The organism is Leptolyngbya sp. Heron Island J (genome assembly GCF_000482245.1).
Taxonomy (GTDB): domain Bacteria; phylum Cyanobacteriota; class Cyanobacteriia; order Phormidesmidales; family Phormidesmidaceae; genus Leptothoe.
The window spans coordinates 19,719-39,366 of the sequence record NZ_AWNH01000084.1 but is presented as its reverse complement, the minus strand read 5'-3'; the positions used below and the strand labels follow the sequence as shown (position 1 = coordinate 39,366).

The 19,648-nt window shown below is 44.5% G+C and carries 9 protein-coding genes; 4 read left to right on the top strand and 5 right to left on the bottom strand.

From position 1 onward, the window contains the following. Positions 1–13 precede the first annotated feature (13 nt). Positions 14–673 carry a response regulator transcription factor gene (locus N836_RS62995; protein WP_023075109.1) on the bottom strand — a complete coding sequence of 220 codons (660 nt, stop codon included), beginning with the start codon at positions 671–673 and terminating at the stop codon, positions 14–16. A 580-nt stretch (positions 674–1,253) separates the two neighbouring features. Between N836_RS62995 and N836_RS62990 the strand changes: the two genes are divergently transcribed. Next, positions 1,254–5,216: a two-partner secretion domain-containing protein gene (locus N836_RS62990; protein WP_161635019.1), complete on the top strand. Its 3,963-nt coding sequence runs from the start codon at positions 1,254–1,256 to the stop codon at positions 5,214–5,216. Next, positions 5,209–9,621 carry a two-partner secretion domain-containing protein gene (locus tag N836_RS62985; protein WP_023075107.1) on the top strand — a complete coding sequence of 1,471 codons (4,413 nt, stop codon included), beginning with the start codon at positions 5,209–5,211 and terminating at the stop codon, positions 9,619–9,621. Before N836_RS62990 ends, N836_RS62985 begins: the two co-directional genes overlap by 8 nt. A 41-nt stretch (positions 9,622–9,662) precedes the next feature. Here N836_RS62985 and N836_RS62980 read toward each other — a convergent pair whose 3' ends face one another. From N836_RS62980 to N836_RS62965, 4 genes are all read right to left on the bottom strand, one after another. Then, positions 9,663–11,900, bottom strand: coding sequence for a S8 family serine peptidase (locus N836_RS62980; RefSeq protein WP_023075106.1), 2,238 nt, complete (start codon positions 11,898–11,900; stop codon positions 9,663–9,665). 764 nt (positions 11,901–12,664) lie between these two features. Continuing rightward, a complete protein-coding gene (locus N836_RS62970) occupies positions 12,665–14,365 on the bottom strand; it encodes a ShlB/FhaC/HecB family hemolysin secretion/activation protein (protein WP_023075104.1) in 1,701 nt (566 codons plus the stop codon). An 80-nt stretch (positions 14,366–14,445) separates the two neighbouring features. Beyond that, a complete protein-coding gene (locus tag N836_RS0139030; protein WP_023075103.1) occupies positions 14,446–16,638 on the bottom strand; it encodes a two-partner secretion domain-containing protein in 2,193 nt (730 codons plus the stop codon). Between the two features lie 85 nt (positions 16,639–16,723). Then, entirely contained in the window at positions 16,724–17,479 is a 756-nt protein-coding gene (locus N836_RS62965; RefSeq protein WP_023075102.1) for an AfsR/SARP family transcriptional regulator, read from the bottom strand. 243 nt (positions 17,480–17,722) lie between these two features. Between N836_RS62965 and N836_RS62960 the strand changes: the two genes are divergently transcribed. Further along, positions 17,723–18,409 (top strand): hypothetical protein, encoded by a 687-nt coding sequence (locus N836_RS62960; protein WP_023075101.1) that lies wholly within the window; start codon positions 17,723–17,725, stop codon positions 18,407–18,409. 403 nt (positions 18,410–18,812) lie between these two features. Then, the gene (locus N836_RS78245) at positions 18,813–19,112 is read left to right on the top strand and encodes a helix-turn-helix domain-containing protein (RefSeq protein WP_023075100.1); all 300 of its coding nucleotides are present in this window, start codon (positions 18,813–18,815) and stop codon (positions 19,110–19,112) included. Positions 19,113–19,648: the final 536 nt, after the last annotated feature.

Sequence of the window (19,648 nt, the reverse complement as noted above, 5' to 3'; positions counted from 1 at the left end):
TTTAGCCAGCAAACTAGTCTAACAGTCCCATCTGTCGGGCTTTGTTGTAGGTTTGCACACGAATGTTGGTGCCCTCATCCGGATAGACACCCAGCGCATCCTGCACGCGGGTCCAATAGTGGCGCACCGTCCGTTCTGCCACATTCATTTGCTGGGCAATTGCTTTATCGGTTAACCCATCGGTAAAGGCCAGCTGCAACATTTTTAGCCATTCGGGTTTTACCTCCAGCCCCAAACGCATTTCAGGGGGAGTATACAGCAGCCCATTGAGGGCCCAGTCTACTTTAATCAGCATTTCCGAACTAGACAGGCTTTTATCGGCGATGGTAAACCCGGCCTGGTGTTTGTCAATCAGTGATTTGAGCCGAATTAAGGTTTTGACATGGGCGCTTTGTACCACAAAGTGCAGTGTGGGATAGTTTTGGAGGAGCGATCGCAATAAATTCAAGCCCGTTTCCGTTTGCGATTTGCCCCCCTCTTTTTCAGGAATCGAGAGATCCATCACCACTAAATCCGGCTGAGTATCCTGAATCAGCACTTCTACCTCATCGGCTTTGCTGGCTGTCGAGAGCTTAGCATCGGGATACTGCGCCTGCAGCACACGACAGGTACCTTCCAATACCGAGTCGTGGTCATCCACCACCACAAATGTCTTTGTAGATGCTTGCGCCATTGTTCTCGTTATCTCCTTAGAGCTGCTAATAGTATGAACCAAATCGAGTGAGTCTTAGCAGTCTTTAGGGCTCTTTCCAGCAAAGTTAGCCCACCAGTTCAGAGGCGTTAGTAACAATCTCCAATCGTCCTACTGTCAGACTACAAAAGATTTCCTTCAGGTGCTTTATCTCAGTCATATTGGCCAATGATTGACTGTGCATCGAACCCGCAATTGTCATGATCACAGCTACCTCGATTAATACAGTCTTCGCGGGCTCAGTGACCAGCAGGTTGGCAATGATAGCTTACCGTCTAACCCCACATACACCCTATGAGCGTAGGCAGGTCTAGGGGTTTCAGGTTGTGCCCAAGCTGACCGTTGATTTGTGAGCATCACCGTGCACTTTTCTGCCAATTAGAATCATAAGTCGTGCCCATGCGGAAAAATGCGTACGTATAACTTATAACTGCGAATTTTGGGTGCGTACGCTACCCCATAGCTATGCTTTTGTACAACGTTTTATTGCTGCGTATCTGTCCGTAACATCACGCACTGAACAGTCATGATAGAATTCCTGGCTGGTAATGGGTGCATGGTCATGTCCAGTCTCCGGTTATATGCGGCTTCGTTAGTTGTCAGTGGTGTCATGCTCTGGGATTTATCGGCCCAGGCGCAGCTGATTCCCGATCAAACCCTGGGTGGGGAGAGTTCGATCATCTCTGCCGATGACGTGAGAGGAGAATTGGCTGACCTGATTGAGGGAGGCGCTACCCGAGGAACAAACTTATTCCATAGCTTCAGTGAGTTTAATGTTAACGATGCTCAACGGGTTTACTTTGCTAATCCGATCAACATTGAGTCTATCCTGAGTCGAGTGACCGGCAATAACGCCTCCGACATTCGTGGCACCTTGGGTGTGGATGGCAGTGCCGATTTGTTTTTGATTAATCCTAACGGCATTATTTTTGGACCCGATGTCAGCCTAGATATAGACGGTTCGTTTTATGCAACGACGGCTGAATCGGTTGAGATTGGTGATGGGGTATTTAGTGCGATCGCGCCAGAGCAGAGCCAGCTATTGGCCATCAGCCCCAGCGTATCCTTTTGGAACTACTTAACAGCCAATTCTGGTGACATCACCAATCGTGGACAGCTTGTAGCGGGCAGCAATCTAGTCCTAGCAGGTAACAGTCTGGCTTTGGAGGCCCAGCTGGCCGGTCTGGGAAATGTTTCTCTCCTGGCCACAGATACGGTCAAAATTCGCGATACCGCTGAAACCCCATTTATCGCCGCAGCCGGTGCTGATTTACTCGTCCAAGGCAATGAACAGGTTGATATTGTTGCCCTCAGTCATCCAGATAGTCAGCTGTTTTCCTATGGAGATATGGTGCTGCGCTCCACAAATGCAGTGAGCGGAGATACCCATTTTTTTAGTGGCGGCAATTTTCGGATTGAAAATTTAGACAATACCTTAAGCAACTTAACCAGTCCTGTTGATCCCATTATTCGTAGCTTAGGAGATGTAGCGTTTGACAGTTATCTCGGCAGTTCACTTCACATCATTGCCGGAGGCTCTGTCACCTTTAACGAAGCTATTGTTATAGCTCCTGATCCAGGTATCCAGGGAATTGACTTTTTACAAGACACCCTTGAGCTTGCCGATGGAACTATAGTTGAGATCGATGGGGGGAGCCAGCCAACGGTGGATATCAGAGCCGGAGTAAGGCCAGATGCTATCGGTATACTACCCATCCCAAATCCATCAGGGTTGAGCCCCTTCGATTCTTTTACTGATGGTAATTTCTTCTTTCCTCAGCCTGTGGCTCCCACCCTGACAGCTGACCCTTCAGACGCCAATATAGAAGTAGGCAGCATTCGTGTAGCAGAATCCAATGGGCTAATTCTGCTAACAAATCGCTATGAGCCTAATACAGCGTTGCCTGGTGGTGGCATTCAGGTTGTCGGTAATGATCCTACCGGATTTGGCTTCGACCAGTCAGGGATTAATATTACAGCTGTAGATGCAGGTTCTATATTTCTAGATTCACGCGGCGATATTACTGTTACTGATACGGATATTACTCTCTTAGGGTCAAACAGTACCGGAGATCTTGTCTTAGTAGCAGAGGGTGACATCACGCTAGCAGACACGATTAGTGTTACCTTCCCAGGACTTGCCAATAATATCGCTATTGGCGGACAAGGAACAGCAGGAGAGATTAGAGTGACTGCTAGAAATTTATCAGTACTGAATGGTGCACAAATAGATGGCACATTGTTTGGCAATGGTGAAGCCAGTAATATAACTCTCAACATTTCAAATACGGCTCTGCTACAAGGCGTTAATCCATCCAGTGGTTTATCAAGCGGCATTGTGGGTTTTGTGGGACCAGGCTCCCAAGGGCGTGGAAGCGAGATACAAGTTACAGCGGAGAATTTGCTTGTATTGGATGGGGCACAAATTAACGCATCAACCTTTGGAGTAGGTGATGCCGGAAATATACGGTTAGAGATTCGCGAAAATGTTCGTTTTGATGGGCTTGATCCTCGGACATTCGCTAGAAGTGGTGTTTTTAGTAATATTCAGAGGGGTAGACAAGGCCAGGCTGGTGATATCTACATTGAAGCTGATAATTTTGAACTGCTCAATGGTGCCACTCTGCGTTCATCCACATTTGGCATCGGAGATGCCGGGAATATCACTCTAAATATTCGTGAAACGGCTCGATTTGATAGTAATGATGCTGTGCTCAACTTTAGTGGAGTATTTACTGGTATTCAGCCTAATGCCCAAGGTCAAGCCGGTGAAATTCGCATAGAGGCCAATGACTTGGAAGTTCTTGGCGGTACCGTAATAGCTGCTTCTAACTTTGGCGGCGTCGGTAATGCAGGTAATGTTATCTTCGACATTCGCGGAACAGCTCGATTTGATCAAACAAGTCAGGCGACAAGTGAATATGACTCCAGCGAACCAGGGCGTGGTGGCAACGTAGTCCTGCGTGCAACTAATTTAGACGTTCTCAATGGTGCAATACTGAGTGCCAATAGCTTCGGGATAGGTGACGCGGGGAATGTAATTTTAAATATTCGTGAAACCGCTCGATTTGAAGGTAGAGATCCAATAGGGCGCATCAGTGGTGCAACTAGCGATATTGGTTTTGATGCAGTGGGCAATGGGGGCGATGTACGCATCAATGCTGGCAATCTAGAAGTTTTAAACGGCGCAAGATTAAGCACTAGTCTTGCCGGAATTGGTACAGCAGGAGATATCATTTTAGACATTCGTGAAACCGCTCAATTTGATGGAATTGATCCTTTTACTGGCGAGTCTAGTGGAGTGTTTAGTACCGTTGTAGAAGGTGGACAAGGCAAAGGTGGAGATATTGAACTGAGCGCGACCAATCTAGAAGTTCGGAACAGAGCACAAATAGGTAGTGGTATTTCGGGTATTGGTGAGGCCGGAGATGTAACTCTAAATATTCGCGAAACTGCTCGAATTGAGGACTTTAGAAATCCAACTCGCTTTTTTGCCAGTGGTATTTTTGGCAGTATTGGTGATTCTGGTGTAGGTCAGGGAGGAGATATCCGATTTGATGCTGCCAATTTAATTTTGGATGGAGCTCAAATTTTTAGTGGTGTAAGAGGACGAGGAGAAGGTGGCGACATTTTTTTGACTATCCGCGATACTCTCCGTTTAGAAAATAGTAATCCTGGAGGTGGTCAACTTAGCGGCATTTTTAGTGGTCTTATCAATACTGCTGGCGGCCAAGGCGGCGATATTCGTGTAGCAACTGAAAAGTTAGAGATCTTTGAGGGTAGTATTGGTGCCAGTAGCGATGGGGATGGGGATGCAGGGAATATATTGGTCATTGTGCAAGATGATATTCAAGCTCGCAATGGCTCGATCACAACTGATTCTGCATTTAATGCAGGGGGACAAATCCAAATCTCTTCGGACAATATTTTCTTGTTTGAAGATAGTGATATTCAAACCTTTGTCAACTCTGGTGCCAATGATGGGGGAGATATTGAAATTGTCGCTGATGCGTTAGTTGCTTTAGATGACAGTGACATTCTTGCCTTTGCTGCCGACGGTCGTGGTGGTGACGTCGATCTTAGCCGTACAGCCTTCTTTGGCGAGAATTTCCAATTTACCCCATCCGGTACCGATCCGCGTACGCTAGATGGCAATGATCGCGTGGATATCAACGCAACTGGTGGTATTGCTTCAGGTACGATTTCTCTCGCTGACGTTAGCTTTATTGAAGATAGTCTCACCGAACTTCCTGACAATTTGGTCAATCCAGAAACATTAGTAGCCGGCAGCTGTATTTCCCGCAGTAGTGACGTTGCCAGTAGCTTAGTAATTACCGGTAGTGACAGTTTACCCCAACAACCTAATAGCTCTCCTATTCAGACCTACAGTGTTAACACTGTTCAACCCATTGAAGAAACAATTGATAGTTCTTCTTCCCTTACCGAACCGCAAGCTATCTATCGTCTAATCGATGGTCGTTTAGTAATGAGTCGCAACTGTGATACACCTACCTCCTATGAATAAATACAGTTTATCTTTTGCCTGTCTGCTGACTTGTTCAATAGCAGTGCCAGCCCAAGCACAGATTGTTCCTGATACCACCCTTGGCAATGAAAACTCTATCCTCACGCCCGGTGTTGATGTTAGAGGCAACGTTGCAGACCTGATTGAAGGCGGAGCTGAAAGAGGTAGTAACCTGTTTCACAGTTTTACTGACTTTAATGTCAATGAGGGCCAGCGCGTTTACTTTGTTAATCCAGCCGAGATTGAATCTATCCTAAGCCGGGTTACAGGCAATGATGCTTCAGACATTTTTGGTACTCTAGGCGTAGACGGCAGTGCTGATCTGTTTTTGATTAATCCCAACGGTATCGTATTTGGGCCTGATGTCAGTTTGGATATAGAAGGTTCACTGTATGCGACGACAGCTGAAGCAGTTGAGCTGGGTGATGAGGTGTTTAGTGCCACTGCTCCAGAACAAAGTCAGCTGTTGACTATCAATCCCAGCGTATCTTTTTGGAATTATCTAACAGCTAATTCAGGTGATATCGTTAATCGTGGCTCAATTGCTGTAGGAGGGGATCTGGTATTTGCAAGCAATAATTTGGACCTAGAAGCTCAAGTTGCTGGTGCAGGCGATGTCTCTTTGTTGGCAACCGACACACTCAAAATCCGCGACACAACAGAAGTTCCTTTCATCGGTTTTGCTGGTGAGAACTTACTGGTACAAGGTAATGAAAGTGTTGATATTGTTGCCCTAAGTCATCCAGACAGTGGTTTATTTTCCTATGAAAATATGACACTCCGCTCTGCTAATCCAGTGGAGGGAGATGCCCATTATTTTAGTGGTGGCAGCTTTCGTATTGAACAATCAGATAGCAGTCTTGGTAGGCTTCTCAGCCCTCGGGATCCTATCATTCAGTCGCTTGGTGATGTCGAGTTTGATGCTTATGTTGGGGCATCGCTTCAGGTTTTAGCTGCTGGTAGTGTCAATATACCGACACTGATCCAGATTACGGGAGCAGATCCGATTGAAGGTGCAATCGATGAAGAATTTACCTTATCGAATGGGGCACCATTCCCCGTAAACGGTAGGATAGAACCTACGTTGGATATACGGGCCGGTATTGATCCTTCAGCCATTGAAGGCAATAGCATTGTCGGCGTGGGGAATTTTTTGGACCCATTTCCTATTCCAGTTATCCCTGTCTTCACTAACGCACCACCGACTAGAGCAGATATCAACTTAGGGTCGATCACTATGATTGATGAAGTTGGCAACCCTTTATCAGGAAGGGTTTTATTAACTAATCAGCATGAAAGCAATCCTAATATCGCTGGGAACATTGCGCTTTCTGCAACACTTTTTGGTGTAGCAGTTAGTAGTGGAGATCTTTTGAATGGGGGAGATGTTGCAATCGACTCAAAAGGTAGAACTACAATTGATGGTTCTATCACTACCTCCGCTTTTCCAGGGTTCACTCCTTTTATAGGAAACGGTGGAGACATAGTTACCCTATCCACAGAAGAGATTGAACTATTGCCAGGTTCTTCCATCACAGCAGAAGGGCTCGTCGGTGGCAACATCACACTATCGAGTGATGAATCAATTATACTTAATGATAGTTTAATTTTTAGTAACGGTGAGGCTATTGATGATGCTCTCTTAGAGCCTGGTGTTGTCAATATTGAAGCTCAAAATCTGAGACTCCTAAATGGTTCAGCAATTGCTACTAACACTTTTGGCACTATAGATGCTGGTGATATAGACATTAAAATTGAGGAAGAGGTTGAAATAGTCGGGATTGACCAAGCTTTTTCTGGCATACAGAGTAATGTTGGTAATGGTGCAGTTGCTGATGGCGGTGATATTACTCTCACAGCAGGATCTCTATTGCTATCTAACACAGCCCAGATTCAAGCTATTGTTCGAGGTCAGGATTCAGCTCCATTACCGGGCCAAGGAGATGCAGGTAGTATCACTCTAAATATTGATGGCCCAATAACTATTGATAGCGCTACAGGAGCAATTCCGTCTGTTATTGCTACAACACTAGGCTTAGGTGCTACCGGAAATGGTGGAAAAATTCAAGTTAATGCCAATTCATTATCTCTTTTAAATGGTTCAGGTTTAACATCTAGAACTCAAGGGCAAGGTAGTGCAGGGGATATAGAGCTTATCATTCAAGGTCCTCTTATTCTCAAGGAAAATAGCGGCATTGAGACTATTGTTGAGGCTGGAGCAGTGGGTAATGGAGGGGAAGTTTTTATTGATGCCAATTCACTAGAAGTTTTAGATAATGCCGTAATACAGACCTTTGTTCGCCAGGCTATTGATGGTTTGCCAGATGGTCAAGGAGATGCAGGAAATATCATACTTGATATAACAGACAGGGCTCTCCTGTCTGGAGATGTATTATTGATCAGTAGTGTTCTAGAAAATGTAGAAGGCGATGCTGGTGATATCTTCTTTAAGGCAGGCTCTTTAACTCTAGAGAACGGTGCTGATTTACTTACGGCGACTAGTGGTCTTGGAATAGGAGGAAAAATTACTATCAACGCCGAAGACTCTATTGTAGTTAGGGGGAATGGTTCTGATCAAAATCGCAGTGCTATTACTAGTAGTGCAATAAATCCGCTGTCTATGAACGCCGGAGAAATTGAAGTAGTAACAAATACTCTCTCCTTAGAAAATGGTGGTTTTATATCTTCTGCTACTGGTGGACAAGGCGATGCTGGTCGAATTTCAATTAATGCTGGTGAAAGAGTTGATATTGACGGAGTTGCTGCTAATCCGACCTTAGGCAACTCAGGCATTCTAAGTGGAACAGTTTCACCAGGTACTGGTGGTGATATTGAGATAAAGACCGGAATACTATCACTTACTAATGGTGGAGAAATCAATGCTGAAACTGAAAATGCAGGAAGTGCAGGAAGCATCATAATTTCTGCAGAGCAAGTATCTGTGCAGGGTATTGGTCTCAATGGAAGACCAAGTACTATAACTACAGTTGCCAGAGATGGCTCCACAGGAGAAGCCAACAATATCATTATAAGAACAGATTCTATTGCAATTAGAGACGGTGCTACTATTGCCACAGTTACAGGTGGTCAAGGAAATGCAGGAGATGTCCAAATTCAGGCCGAGCAAGATATTTTTCTAGATGGAGAAAGCGTTGTCTCAGCACAAAATGGACAAGTCTTTCTAAGTCGGAGTTTGATTCAAACTGCAGCGGGCTCTAACTCAACTGGTAACGCTGGAATGATTGATATAGATGCAAATTCTGTCAAGATTACCAATGGGGCTGCTTTGAGTTCAATTACAGGTAGTGTAGGTAACGCAGGTAATATTGACATTTATGTAGACTCATCCTTTGTCGTAAGTGGCTCGTCATCTGCTACTGGCTTACCTAGTGGAATAGTAAGTGGAGTTGCCATCGGGGGGGCAGGCCAGGGAGGAATGCTTGAGATTGACGCTGACACAATTGAGATTTCAGATAGCGCTAGACTGCTCTCGACAACAAGCTTTACAGGCGATGCGGGTGATATCACCTTAAACGCTAGAGAAGCTGTATTAATCAATGGAATTGGTGAAAATGGTATCGCTAGCGGGGTATTTAGTTCTGCGGAACCGATGGCAGAGGGAAAAGGAGGAACAATTCGTATATTTGGGCCAGAGTTATCTATTACTGATGGAGCCTCGATAAATGCAGGTAGCAGTGGACTTGGTATTGCAGGTTCAATAGAACTCAATATTTTAGATAAAATCCGGATAGATGATGGAACAATCTCTACAACTGCACTAACTAGTTCTGGGGGGCAAATTGACATTCAAGCACAGGGTATTTTTCTGCGAAATGATGGAGATATCGCAACTATTGTTGCCAGTGGGACAGGTCAAGGTGGCGATCTGACAATCGTTTCCGATTTCATAGTTGCACTAGAAGATAGTGATATTGTTACTTTTTCCGTTGATGGTTTTGGTGGAGCCATCGATTTAAGTCAAACGACATTATTTAGTCAAAATCTTAATTCTGCGTCCAGAGCCTCCACTCTAGAGGAATTCCTTGCCTTAGACGGGAATGAATTAGTTGACATCAATGCCAGTGGAGGACTTGAATCAGGTCAAATTACAATTAGCGATAGTACTTTTATTCAGAATAGCCTTAGTGAATTGCCTGATAACCTTGTCAGCCCAGAGGCTTTAGTGGCCAGCAGCTGCATCGCTCGTAGCGACAATACAGCAAGTAGCTTTACTCTAACTGGTGGCGATGGCCTGCCTCAGCAGCCTAGTAGTCCTCAATCGCCCTATAGTCTAAGTATCGTACAGCCAATTATTGAAAACGACAGCGAACTCTCGATTAGTGAACCACAACAGCTCTATCGACTGGCTGATGGTCGTCTGGTAATGAGTCGAGAGTGTCGCTGATCGCCCTAATTTTTGTAGACAACAACAAGACTGCCAACAACTTACACATAAGTAAACTGGTTTGAGTCCGCTAAATTCAGGCTTGATGCACTTACATCTTCCACAATCCCAATCAAGTCATTGGCAAAGCTAATTCCTGCGCCTATAGCACTACCGACTCTGACGTTAGAGATGGAATACGATGCAGCACTACCCATTAGTTGAATAGTATCAGCCACGTCACCAACAAAGTTATACACATCAAAATCTTGGAGCAGAGCAAAGTCATTAACACCCTGATCATTATAAAAAACACGACCTTCGCCATTTTGACGTTCGCCTAAGACAAAGATATCTCGGTCATTCATACTGCCACTAACTAAGGTATCCCGTTCTCCTGTTCCTTGAGAAAAGTGATTTGTTCCATTCAAATAGTCGTTACCTAAACCACCATCAACCCAATCATTACCAGCACCGCCCAGCAGTAGGTCATTGCCGCTGTTACCATAGAGATTATCATGTCCCCGCATTCCTATTAGCTGATTGTTGGCAGCATTGCCAATCAGATAGTCGTTACCGTCACCTGTAAACACATTTTCAATATTACTAACACGAATCGAAACGCCATCTGTAAAACCGTAGCCTGCTTCTAAATTAATTAAGGTAGAAGTATCTACAGCTGCGGCATTGATAGTGTCTATACCTGAACCACCATCAAAGACTCGGGTATGACCAAACGATCCAGCGGCATAATCAGAATACTCTTCAGTGAAGACAAACGTGTCATTTAATGATGCGGTCTTACCACGAAAAGTAATATCGATATCGTTGATAGTAATGGGGGATGAATTAGGATTGTCGACATCGAAAACTTCCACGGTCCAAGTGCCGACGGTGTCTTCTCCCCAGAAGGCGTTAGAATAAAACTGCCAGCGACCAGAACCAAAACCACCCGTAGCACTACCGTTATTCTCACCACTAGCATCCACTAGAATACTAGATGTGCCATCGGGTGAAACCAGGCGCAGTTGCAGATCGCCTAGGTCATGCCACCGCACAAAGCTAACATCAACCTCCACATGTTCAATATCAATATTGTTGGTAATTACCCGACTAAATGCTGCACCGGAGGTGCCGACGGTGCCTGTTCTGTCTAAGAAATCTTGAGAAATAGATACATCATTAAAACTGGTTTGGGGTGTGCCAACCCAAGTTTCTGCCAGCCGTACAGCTGCTTTTGCATCAACCAGGCCAAATCCATAGTCATTGGAAAAGTGCAACCCACCACCGTTCCAGTTTGTCGCGCCATTAAAGCTCCAAGCATATTCTTCATCGCCACGCGTGCCGTCACCCACATCGGAACCTACATGACGTGCAGAATAAGCCAAAATCTCTTGTACATCTCGCCAACCTAAAAACGGATTGGCTTCTAACATGAGAGCAATTACACCCGATACCATAGGCGCAGCGGCTGAGGTGCCGTCAAATGTTGTGTAGTCCCCTGGAGCATAACCGCTTCTGCCTGTGCGATCTGTTGTTACGACTTCTCTAGGAGTGCCAAACCCAGATATAAGTATGGAAGCTCCGTGTGTACTGTAGCTAGAAATAAAGCCGTCTTGATCGACAGCGGCGACAGAAATGGTGTGAGGATTGGCATTCCACGAGACTGCATTTGTATCGTAATTGAGATCTCGGGAGTTTCCGGCTGATTTTACTAAAATTGTGCCAAGACCATCACGACCTACTACGGCTGCATTATCTATTGCTGTGTTTAAGTTATTTAAGATAGCCGAGTTAAAGCGAGTATCAAAAAAGTTAAATTCTCCTTTGCCTGTCCCTATGCTCATGTTGACAATATCTGCCTCACGATTAATTCCATTGGTTCTCAACAACCCAGAAGCGTTGTTGATAGCAGTGGCGACCTGGCTAAGAAATCGATTAGAGATTTGGTTGTATGTCTGAAAGCCGAACAGAGTTGAATCGTAAGCAACTCCAACACCACCAATGCCGTTCCCTGCATTGGCACTAATAATGCCTGCAACGGCAGTTCCATGATTTTTGCCATTGATGCCGGTTGGATCGGTATCATTATTGTCAAAATCCCAGTCTTTTGCACTGGAGTAATTACCGTCTAGATCACGATGAGACCGTTGCAAAGCGTCATCAATAACTGCAACATCAACGCCCTTACCTGTATAGTCATCCCATACATCAACAACGTTTAGATCTAACAGACCAGGGGTTGTATTTTGGAGATGCCATTGAGCTGCAAAGAGAGGATCAGAAGGAATTCTAGCCATGAGACTTGGTTTACGAAGGGGTATATAAGCAAAAGATGACTGTCTCTATCGCTTATGTCACTACAATAAAATTTGGCAAAGCTTTGAATGTGGTAGCTTTGAACCATTCCTTGCGGCGATAAGGACCAGCATTATTGCAGAAACATGCCAAGTTAGAAGTCAGGTACCAGCAGCTGGCTTCTAACCCGCAATAGAAAAGCATTCAAGATGATCATTCTTCTTCCATTTCGTGACTTGCTGATACGTAAGGGATTGGGGAGCCATTTATCAAAGCTCTAAAAGAGAAACTAGAAAGGGTACTACGAAAAATTTACTGTTGGCTGATAGAGATTAAATCGCTGAGCTAACTCGCTGGCAACTGCAGAGACAGAACACTCCAGTTCTTGACTAAAGATGTGAATGAAAGCTGAGTATTGTCGTTGAGAGGTTTGAAATACGTTTCTCCTTTTGATTGTATCAAGATGAGGCCAGAGTACTTCTACCACTTGGTTATATGAGTGGCTACGTTGATGAAAGTAGAGCAAGTATGCCAGCAATCTTACGGCATCTTGATTGTGCAATGGTTGCATTGTATCAGCGGCGTCTTTTAGCTGAAATTGACCCAATAGTTTGACTATCCAAGTGGCCATAGCGGTTGTCACCCCGTTTGTTATAGTTGCCTACATCAAAACTTTAGGTGAGGTGATAAAGCTGAAGTTTGCTAGTCTCGCCCAAGGTGTATGCAGTTTTGTGCAATGGTTTTGACCGAGAGTAGCCTGGCCAGGCTAGAAGCTATAGCTAGCACTAAAGTGAAAGCCATCGTCCTGAATATTGTCACCACGATCGTCTAAATCAACTAGGGGCAGACCATAGTCCAATCGTAGGTTCAAACCATCGGTTGGCTGCCAGGCCAACCCGGTACCGATACTGGCCAAAAATCGCTGGGATGGTTGTGGGTTAGGATTGTCATTGTTATTCCAAACAGCCCCCATTTCAACAAATGGAATCAGCTGTAGCGTTGATTGTTGTTCTTGGTTGCGATCTAGGGTGATACGATCTTCTACAGATAACCGAAATCCGTTATCTCCTGTGCGGATGTTTTGTCGATAGCCACGGAGGGACTCACCACCGCCAATTACAAATTGTTCAGAGGTCAGTAGGCTATCAGAGGCTAACTGTAAGCCTCCTCGAATAATCAGTAGATGATCCTCACTCAGACGTTGTAACCGCTGTACCTGCCCCAACCAACTAAGAAATTGACCATCAGGGATGTCACCATCATTAGTAGTCGAATCAAACAAACCTGTTCCTAGATTAAACAGAGATCGAAAGTTCCAGGCTCCTTGGGAATCCCACCTTAGGTAATCTTGTCCAAAGCGTACTATGGCCGTGCGCGTGGTGCCATCTTCCTCGGCACCGATGGAAATAGCCGTTGGTCGGTCAAACGCAAATGTACGACCATCCTGATAACTGAGCCCCAGAGAAAGGGCAAATTCCTCGTTTGGTTTGCGAATGAGTGGCTCTCGCCAGGTAATCTCATAGCGTTCATTTTCTCCTTCAATATCAAAGGCATCTAAAGGAGATTCGGTTAATCTAGTATCCGAGAATGCTGTTCGCAGACGTATGGTTCCATCTCTGGGACTAACTGGAATTTGATAGGCAATATCCCAAAGGTTAGACCCTCCTGTAAAGGAGCGTTTAAAATCTACAGATAAGTCATCTCCTAATCCAGTCAAGTTTCGATAACCCAGCATAGCTCCATAGCGTTCACTACCAACACTCGGAGGAGAGTAATTGTCAACGCTAACCTCGCCATAAAAGTTTGGAGCTTCATCTACTGTGATTGTCAGTATACTTTCCCCTACATTTTCACCGGCTTCCAATGTGGATTCTATACGATCAAACAACGAGTTTAGTCGCAGTAGACGCAGCTGATTGTCTAGTTCAACCACGTTTAATGGTTCTGTATCCGCTAAATTTAAACGGGCTAGAACATAATCAGACTTAGTTTTTTGCAGACCCTGGATATTAATATCTCCTAAATATCCCTCAATGACCTGGATTTCAACCATGCCATCGGTTAGTGTCTGTTCTGGAACAATCGCTTGGGACGTAAGATAACCCTGTTCTTGATAGAGTGATGTTATGCGTTCCGCAACCTGTTGTAAGTCATTTAAGGTAACAGAATTGCCTTCTAGGGGAGTGACTAAGGGAGCCAAACTTTCTTGAGAAAACAAAGTGCTGCCAATGACTGTAACCCGACTGATCGGAATCAGGTCTGATGGACTCGATGGAGTAGCTTGTGTAAGTTGTGAGAGTATATCTGTCTCTTCAGATATGGTGGTTGTATCTGATTTTTTTGGTCTTACTGACAATGGCTCTGCTTCCATCGCAACCACTTGTTCAATAGATGGGTATCCAAAGAAAAAAATAAGTCCAAACCCTTGGAGAATCGCTCGAAAGAAAGAATTTTTAAGGCGCAACATGTTTCTACAACTGATAAAACCTATTAAGCAACACTTTTGTTTCTATCCAATTTGTTTCTTGGAATTCAAAGGAGAGCTTTTTAGTACAACCCACATTCTGGGTCAGTGGTAATGCAGTAGCTACGTCCAGCATCCCAACGACGAATATCTCTCATGACGTTATTCCAATGCTCTTGAGCTGAAACAAAGCCTTCCATCCAGGTTAAATTAGAAGCGGTTTCCCCAGAAATTGGGTTGGAAAAGTTTCCTAAAGGTCCCGTTCCACCCAGACCATCCAGGCCAAAATTAATGTTGTTACCACTACCAGTAATATTAGTGAAGGTGGTACCTGCCAAGGGCTGTCCATTAATGGTCAGAGTTCCATCATTGCCATTGGATATCCTAAAGCTACCAGCTAAGACCTCTGCAAAATCGATATCAACACTGCCAGCATTAATGGTAATATCACCCGCTGAGCTAGAGCCAACAGCCAAAGCACTGACCCCGCGGGTTGTAAAACTACCCGGTGTGTTGATGATAATATCACCAGCATTACCACCTGTTAGTAGTCCACCGTCAGAGCCTACTGTCTCTGCTGAGATATTGCCTGTGGTTGCTGTAAGGTTGACATTGCCACCATCACCATTACGAATAAAAACACGAGAAGAATAGATCGCTGCACCAGAGGCATCAATGTTGCCGAGGGTAAGTTCACTGCCTGTGATGTTGATGTCGCGACCAAAAGTGACAATCGAATCGTTAGGGTTCATGGTGATGGGGCCACCTGCTTCAAAGCTGATGGAACCGCTACCTTCTTGAAAGTCAAGACTGGCTGGTAAACCTGGTAATCCCTGGGGCTGTAAAGGCTCAATTGTTATGCTATTGGTGGCCTGAATAATAACGTTAGTATTACCAGGCAATGCCTGCAGCTGATTTTGCGAAATTGTTGTAGGACTGGCATCACCAGCTAGTAATTGACCTGTAAAACCAACGGTCGTGCCGCCTGGGGTAATTACAACATCTGTCGGGTCTAACAGTAATGTGCCCATTTGGCCATTGGTGGCGGTGGTGTCTACAGTACCTTGATAAATGAGATGTTCTGCTCCAGAGACTTCTACAAAGCCGCCATCGCCCTTGTCGATACCGCCTCGGGCGTCAATCTCCCCGGCTAATGCTGTGGTGTCATCCGCCCAGACAATGACTTCACCACCATTGCCTGTATTGCCCGCACTGGCTGAGATGGTGCTGTTTGCATCCACCAGGGTATTGGTGGCGGTGGGTAATGTTCCTTGCCCTCGATACTCGCCGCCGACTAAGACGGTGCCACCGCCCGTGTGCCCCGAGGCATCGACCGTTGCATCAATTAGGGCAATCTGGGGTCCGACAATCTGAACGGTGCCCCCTACATCATCTGCAGCAGCGGTACTGACTGTGCCGCTAACAACCGCAGTGCCTGGGTTTTCGGCTCCGGCCAGGGTTATTTGGCCATTGGCGTTAACGTTTACTTGGGTGGCTAAGGGGAGCTCACCTCCAGTCAGTAACGGCGCAAAGGAAGCAATTTCGCTGTTGCTTTGCCAAGTCTCGGCATCTACGCCCAGACTAATGACAGCACCTGCCTGGGAGATGCGCAATTGTCCCTGTTCCGGTACGGCGGCCAGGGTAACCGTGCCGCCGGGAGCTTCAATTGTGCCTAAATTGATGATGCGATCGCCCGCCAGGGTCAGCGTATGTCCATCTTCAACGGCTAGCTCACCTGAATTCATGACGGTACCAAGGGTGGCGGCATCAAAATTAAGGCTGGTGGGGCTACCCATCAGATCGACATAGCTAACATTGTCAACCATGGTAAATAATTCCTCACCAAAACCGATACTATCTGCTGTGGTGGCGACAAAGTCTGCAGGGACATTAATTTGAGCCGTCTCGCCAAAGATGATACCGGCGGGATTCATAAGATATAAATTGGCATTGCCGCCGCTGACCTGCACGGTGCCGTCAATCATGGAGGCATTGCCACCGACAACTCGGCTAAGAATATTGTATAGGGCAGGATCTGCCATAAAATTGGCGACTTGTTCAGCACTTAAGCCAAAATTGGTAAAGCTGTGGAATAAATTGGTCCCATCTCCTGAGAGACTGCCGCCAGTAATATCGAACTGATTACCGTTAGAGATGACGGCTGTGCCGGTACCGTCATCTGCTGCCGTAATTGGTTGACCGAATACGCTTTGTGCTGCAGCTAGCCAACTACCTAATGCGATCGCAAACGCTAAGCATACCTTGTGTCGTCGCATAGCCAATAGTTCTCCTTCGGTTTAAGCACTGGACATACTATTTGAGTATTTCTAGGGATGGTATCGATACACCATTACAGTGCCATTACAAAAATGTCAGAATGCCATTACATAGCCCAAGTTTTTTGGCGATGTCATAGACAAAGTCAGAAAGTGGCAGATTTAATTCTTTCTGAAAGAGGCGCTTAAGTTCTAAATATTGTTGTCGAGCAGCAACGGGACGACCCATTGCCACATGGGCTCTCATCAAATCCACATGGGCTTGCTCAGCATAGGGATCGGCTTTTATCGCCATCTGGGCGTAGGCGGCAGCCACCGTGTACTGTCCAATTTCTAAAAACTCATCGACGAGTTGATGTAGGGTATCCAGGTATATTGTCTGCCAATAATAACGTTCAGATGTTATCCAATGATCATCATACTGTTGTAAAAATAACCCATAATCTCTTTGAACAATCTTTTCTAGATAGCTCAAACGTTGATGAGCCTTGGTGCAATTTTTGGCCTGTGACAGTAATGCTTCAATCTGCCAGGTATCCACAGTAAAATACTGTGAATTTATCTGAACAGTATCGCTATTACAGAAAAGTACTTCGTTCTTTTGTAAGGAAAGCTGTTGTCGCAAGGAGTATAAGGAGACACGCAAGCTGTTACGAGCTCTTTCAGGAGGGCTTTCAGGCCATAGCATATCTGCAAGTTGTTCACGGGAATGGCTCTTTTCATGAAAGAACACTAAAAAGGCTAATAGTTTAGCTGTCTTTTGGGTGCGAAATGGTTGGGTAATTCCAGCAGGATCTTTTAGCTGAAATTGTCCCAGCAGCTGAACGGTCCAAAGGCTCATATCTTTTGGTTACGCTCTTGGTGATGCAATGTCACTATTACCCTAAAAAACAATCGCTGCGGAGACGTTGCCGATGCCATCAAAGCTGCTATGCAGTTTTATGTAATGCCCTTCGCTTAAATATGTGTCGGATATGACAGCTAATCTCCCAGATCATATCGTTGGTTGCTTTTATCATCGAGATAGTTAACGCTACCGTGCTGCCCCTAGTGCTCTATGGCGTAAGTTTGCTCACTATCAAATATGGATTCTTCTGCTTACCATTGCTGGACTCTAGGCATTCTACATTTGCATTTGAGTCAAATTGATCTCGCTTTTGAACAATACCGGATAGCATTAGCTATCTTTGAGCAAGAAAATGACTATCTCAACGCCGGTAGGCTTTTGAACCATCTGAGTGAACTATATCGATTACGGGGTGATGTTACAGCACAAAAGCATTCATGTACAGCAGCTATTCATACGTTCTGGCAACTTAAATCTGAGGCTCTAGCAATTCCGGCCCTGTCCAATGTGGCTATGGCCTATTATCACCAAAATTATCCTCGCTTAGCTCTCAAGCTATTAAAACAAGTTACTGAAAGTTGTCAACATATGGGTGATCTGCTCAATGAAGCGATCACTCTCTTTTATATGGCTAATGTTTATGCATCTTGTAAACAGTACTTATTTGCGATCGCTTGCCATAAAGCCAGTATAGAAATTCTTCAGACTTCTCTTTCTCTTACAGACTGTAAAAAAGCAAAATATTTCGAAGTGCTGAATTTCTTCCACATAGCTCGCGTGTATGAAATAACGCATCATTCATATAGGGCTAAGCAGATATACCTCAAGGCTTTCAAATTATTCGAAAAAATTAATTCCAGCGAGGATAAAAATTTGCTTCTAGCTTTACAAAAATCTTTGCTCGCTCAGCTTGAGACTTATTAAAACTCTTGTTCTCTTATGGGAGCTACCGTGTATCCATAAATTGAAGGATAACTCAAGATATCGAGCTCTCATCCTAAATCCTTCTCCCTGGGGGAGAAGGATTTAGGATGTAGACGCCTGAGGGGCTTCTCGTAGAGTGGGCTAATGCAAAGCATGGAGCTAATTTCCAGTAGATCTCCTAGATATGTATACAAGGAAGAACCTGAGATCACCGCCAGTAGGTTGCTTGCATAGGGGTAAATGAGTAAATAAACTTATTGATTTCCTCTTAAGTTAGAATTATTCTTAAATAGGACTACATCTTAAATTCATCAGGTTGACTCTAGGGCAGTATCAGCCGCTTTGAGTTTGAGTAGGAGTATTTCGTTAAGCGTCAGGTTGTTTAGGAGCTAGATAAAAGATCATGATGAAACACGTGAAGAAAGGTTCTATTACCCAGACCACGCGTAACTCGGCACGAGCGGGGCATAGTCAAGCTGCATTAGATCTGCGTACAGAGTTAGGTCATGAATTACGTAAGATTCTAATCAAGAAAAGACTAAAGCAAAGGGAACTCGCAACATTGCTCGCTATCCGGCAACCTGAGGTGTCCCATCTGTTTAATGGCAACTTTACCCGCTTTACGATAGATAGATTAGTTCAGTTTTTCAATCGTTTAGGCTGGATGGTCAAATTTCAAATATATCCACACGATTGCGACTGATATCAACTAAAAAAATCACTCTACTAGTATTTCCTTGCGAATTAAATGCCTTTTAAATAACCTAAAACATGCAGCATTTCAAACCTGTTAAATGTCAGCATGCTAGCTGTAGTTTCAGACTGAAAATCTTTGAGAAATGAAAGCTATGTCCCAGAAATCAAGGTTTTTATGCAAGATAAGTATTCTTCAGATAGAGCTAGAAGCCAATTTTAGAATCTATAAAATCGCTAATAAATATAGGCAATTAGCAATCACATTAGATTGAAAGTCGATGGTTTCGAAGATTTATATTCTTCAGGAATCACTTACTAGATCAAATCAAAAGAAAGAAGAATTATCACTAAAATCAAAGGTATTTTTATCTTAATTTTTATAGGAAAAAACCTATAAAATTAAGTTTTTTAGAAGTTGACCTTTCTTAGAAAATAAGGATTATTATTGTTTTAGATCATCTTGTGATTCATGCTGATAACCAGCAATTTGATTCAGTTTTTTCTTACCTACTTTGGTAGATCGGTAGAACGTCAAAAAAATCG

Bases quoted from the DNA above. Each gene is read 5' to 3' on its own strand.
- N836_RS62985 (WP_023075107.1), top strand. From the start codon at position 5,209: ATGAATAAATACAGTTTATCTTTTGCCTGTCTGCTGACTTGTTCAATA.
- N836_RS62995 (WP_023075109.1), bottom strand. From the start codon at position 673: ATGGCGCAAGCATCTACAAAGACATTTGTGGTGGTGGATGACCACGAC.
- N836_RS78245 (WP_023075100.1), top strand. From the start codon at position 18,813: ATGATGAAACACGTGAAGAAAGGTTCTATTACCCAGACCACGCGTAAC.
- N836_RS0139030 (WP_023075103.1), bottom strand. From the start codon at position 16,638: ATGCGACGACACAAGGTATGCTTAGCGTTTGCGATCGCATTAGGTAGT.
- N836_RS62990 (WP_161635019.1), top strand. From the start codon at position 1,254: ATGTCCAGTCTCCGGTTATATGCGGCTTCGTTAGTTGTCAGTGGTGTC.
- N836_RS62970 (WP_023075104.1), bottom strand. From the start codon at position 14,365: ATGTTGCGCCTTAAAAATTCTTTCTTTCGAGCGATTCTCCAAGGGTTT.
- N836_RS62965 (WP_023075102.1), bottom strand. From the start codon at position 17,479: ATGAGCCTTTGGACCGTTCAGCTGCTGGGACAATTTCAGCTAAAAGAT.
- N836_RS62960 (WP_023075101.1), top strand. From the start codon at position 17,723: ATGGATTCTTCTGCTTACCATTGCTGGACTCTAGGCATTCTACATTTG.
- N836_RS62980 (WP_023075106.1), bottom strand. From the start codon at position 11,900: ATGGCTAGAATTCCTTCTGATCCTCTCTTTGCAGCTCAATGGCATCTC.